Origin of the sequence: Zobellia sp. 1_MG-2023, from assembly GCF_030549125.1 — a bacterium.
Lineage (GTDB): Bacteria > Bacteroidota > Bacteroidia > Flavobacteriales > Flavobacteriaceae > Zobellia > Zobellia russellii.
This window is the reverse complement of sequence record NZ_JAUOSY010000019.1, coordinates 1-3,647: the sequence shown is the minus strand read 5'-3', so window position 1 is coordinate 3,647 and position 3,647 is coordinate 1. Positions and strand designations below refer to the sequence as shown.

General features: G+C 49.1%; 2 protein-coding genes. Both read right to left on the bottom strand.

Annotated features, from left to right (window positions below; all coding sequences use genetic code 11):
• Positions 1 to 63: 63 nt before the first annotated feature.
• Positions 64 to 1,344 carry a sugar isomerase gene (locus Q4597_RS19635; RefSeq protein ID WP_303407796.1) on the bottom strand — a complete coding sequence of 427 codons (1,281 nt, stop codon included), beginning with the start codon at positions 1,342 to 1,344 and terminating at the stop codon, positions 64 to 66.
• A gap of 78 nt (positions 1,345 to 1,422) precedes the next feature.
• Positions 1,423 to 3,528 carry a bifunctional aldolase/short-chain dehydrogenase gene (locus Q4597_RS19630; RefSeq protein ID WP_303407795.1) on the bottom strand — a complete coding sequence of 702 codons (2,106 nt, stop codon included), beginning with the start codon at positions 3,526 to 3,528 and terminating at the stop codon, positions 1,423 to 1,425.
• Between the last annotated feature and the right edge of the window lie 119 nt (positions 3,529 to 3,647).

Sequence of the window (3,647 nt, the reverse complement as noted above, 5' to 3'; positions counted from 1 at the left end):
AACTTTTTGTTGGTCTTCCCGATATCGAATACGGCCGTTACTTTAGTTTTCATGGTGTTGTGGTTATAGTCCGGATGCGACAGAGTCAGCGCCTCTTTCCCTAATTAAATTTTCTCTTACATTTAAAGATCGATAAGCGTCTAAAGGACTTAAAGCTCCACCTCTGTTTAATCTTGCTTTTTCCAATAGAGGTCTAACATCCGTACGGTAGGCATCTTGAAGAATCTCTTGACATTTAACCACATCATGATTCAATTGTGCCTCGGTCAATAGTTTTTGGTCTACAAGTAGAGCTTTTGCGTGCGCCTCCTGTATGGCCTCTAAAGATTGAATCAAATCCTCTAATGGATCTTTTATGTTATGGCTGGCATCTATCATCCAAGCCGGATATGGATTTTGAGGATTATTTTCCATTCCATAAACCAACGCATTAAAAATCAAAAACAGGGCATAAGGTTTAACACTACCAACGGTAAGGTCATCATCGCCATATTTGCTATCATTAAAATGGAAACCTCCCAGTTTACCCTTTAACATTAATGTAGAAACTATTTGTTCAATATTGGTGTTAGGTAAATGATGTCCCAAATCTACCAAGGTATATGCTTTATCTCCACATGCGTTGGCAAGCATGAATGAAGTTCCCCAATCTTGAATTACCGTACTATAAAAATTGGGCTCATAAGGCTTATATTCTATGAACATTTTCCAGTCTTCGGGAAGGGTTTTGTAGATATCCTTAAGGCTATCTTCTGTATTTTGTAATGCAGATTGAAAATTGGTCTGTCCAGGAAAATTAGAACCGTCCGCTAACCAAACCGTTAAACTTTTGGAACCTAGCTTATCTCCAATTTTTATTACCTCTATATTATGTGCTACAGCCTGTTCGCGAGAAGCTTTACTTGTGTTGCTCAGAGAACCGAACTTGTAACTTTCCTTACTGTCCTTTTGGTCCTGGAAGGTGTTGGAGTTGACAGCATCGAAGATAATATCGTGGGAGTCTGCGAGATCCTTTATGGAGTTGTAGTCCGTTGGAACATCCCATGGAATATGTAAAGATATGGCGCCCGCACTTTGTGTAAGTGAATGAATCAGTCCCACATCGTCTATCTTCAGCTCTAGGCTAGAGGGTTCTCCTTGAAACCCGAAACGACCGAAGCGAGTACCGCCGGCCCCTAACGCCCAACTGGGTATAGCTACTTGGAAGTCCTGTAGTTTCTTGATAATTGCGTTAACGTCGTTCCCCTTGTTAGAAAGGGTATGTGCTAAAAAGTCGAAACGTTCATTGTGACCGGTGATTCCGTTTTGGTTGGCATCACCAAGCCGATTTTTATCTATTCTCATAAAGTTCTTGATTTTGGTAAAAATACTTCCATGGGCCGTACGGCCCATGGAAATAAAAACAAACTAACTCAAAACGATCTATCTTACAAAGGCATTCGCCATGCCCCCGTCCACATTGATGATGTTGCCAGTGGTCTTGTTCAATACGCCCACGCATGCAAACACCCCGTCCGCGATATCCTTGGGGTATATGATCTCGTTCAGGAGGTTGCGTTTGGCGTAATGTGCGGGAAGCTCCTCAACGGTGATCCCGTAGGCCTTGGCACGTCCCTCGGCCCAATCGCCTTCCCATATCTTGCTGCCCACGATCACCCCGTCCGGGTTTACGGTATTGACCCTTATCTTGTCGCCCCCCAGTTCCGCGGCCAATAGGCGCGCCATATGCTGCTGTGCGGCCTTCGCCGTTCCGTAGGCCACGTTGTTGGGCCCGGATACGAGCCCGTTCTTGCTGGCTATGCTTATAAAGTCACCTCCCTTGTCCTGTTTGCGCATGATGGCCACGGCCTGCTTGGCCAGTTCGAACTGCCCCTTTACCAAGACGTCCTGCAGTATGTCCCAATCCTTTTCCGAGGTGTCCTGTAGGGGTTTTGAAATGGCGAGACCCGCGCTGTGCACCACGATGTCCACGCCCCCGAACTCCAGACATGCCTTTTTATAGGCGTCGGCTACCGATGCGCTTTTGGTGACGTCGCACACGGCATAGCTTGCGGTGTCCCTTGGATAGGTGGCTACGCCTTCCTTCAGCCTGTCCTCGGCAATATCGGTCAGTACCACGTTGGCGCCCTCCGCGGCGAGCTTGTCGGCAATGGCCTTTCCTATGCCGCCCCCCGCTCCGGTGACCAGGGCTACTTTACGTGACAAAGGTTTTTCCTTTGGCATACGCTGCAGTTTGGCCTCTTCCAACAACCAGTACTCTATATCGAAGGCCTCCTGTCTTGGCAACGATGTATATTCCGTGATGGCTTCCGCACCGCGCATGACGTTTATGGCGTTGATGTAGAACTCATTGGCCACACGGGTGGTCTGCTTGTTCTTCGCGAAGCTGAACATGCCTATTCCCGGATAGATGATGATTACCGGACTGGCATCCCTAACGGCGGGGCTATTGGCACGTTTATGGTCGTCGTAGTACGCTTGGTATTCCTTTCTGTACTGTTCAAAGGCAGGACGGAGCTTGGCGAGCACGGCTTCCGTATCGGAAAGGTCCTCGTTGGCATCCAGTTTCAGTACCAAGGGCTGGATCTTGGTTCTCAAAAAGTGGTCGGGGCACGAGGTGCCCATGGGCGCGAGCCGCTCCAGGTCGTTACTGTTGATGTACTCCATGACCACGTCGCTATCGTTAAAATGGCCTATCATCCTGTTGTTGGAAGAACACAGTCCCCTTAACATGGGCATAAGCTGTGCGGCCTTTTCCAGACGCTCCTCTTTTGGTAGGCTCTCTATTTTTTGTCCCCCGAAAACGCTTCCGTTGGCCTTGATCTTGTTCTCTATATATTCGGAGGCCATTTCGATGACCTCAAGACTGTTCATGTAACATTCATGGGAAGTGTCCCCCCAAGTGAAAAGCCCGTGGCTGCCCAGGACTATCCCACGGATACCGGGGTTGTCCTCCAGACATTTTTCCAGTTGCAGGCCCAGGTCGAAACCCGGCCGCTGCCATGGTACCCAGCCCATGGTATCGCCCCAAATCTCCTTGGTCACCTTTTCGCTGTCCTTTGCCGCGGCCACCGCGATCAGGGCATCGGGGTGTAGGTGGTCTATGTGCTTGAAGGGCAACAGGCCGTGCAAGGGGGTATCAATGGAAGGGGCCTTGCTGTCCAGGTCGTAGATGCAATGGTTGAAAAGGCCCACCATGCGGTCCTCGTCCTCCAGGCCGCCGTAAACGTTCTTCAGGTTCCTGAGCCTTTCGGTATAGAGCCCTGCGATACCGGCCTTGGTCAGGGTACCGATGTCCCCGCCGGAACCTTTGATCCACATCACTTCCACCTCTTGGTCGGTCAAGGGGTCCTTTTCGATGGTCTTGCAGCTGGTGTTCCCACCGCCATAGTTGGTTATCCTTAGGTCGGCCCCCAGGATATTGGAGCGGTATAGGAACAGGGCCACCTGGTCATCGCCCAGTGCGGCGGCTTTCTTATCGTCCCAAAGATGGTCTACGTACTTGAACTGTTGTGCTGTATTTTTCATTTGAAGGGTTATTACGTTTGGGGACAAAATTATATGATGGGGAAAAGCTTTCCGTCCTGTACTGTACCGCTCGGCCCAAAAAAAATAAATATGTATATTTTGGGCGGATTATAATTTTT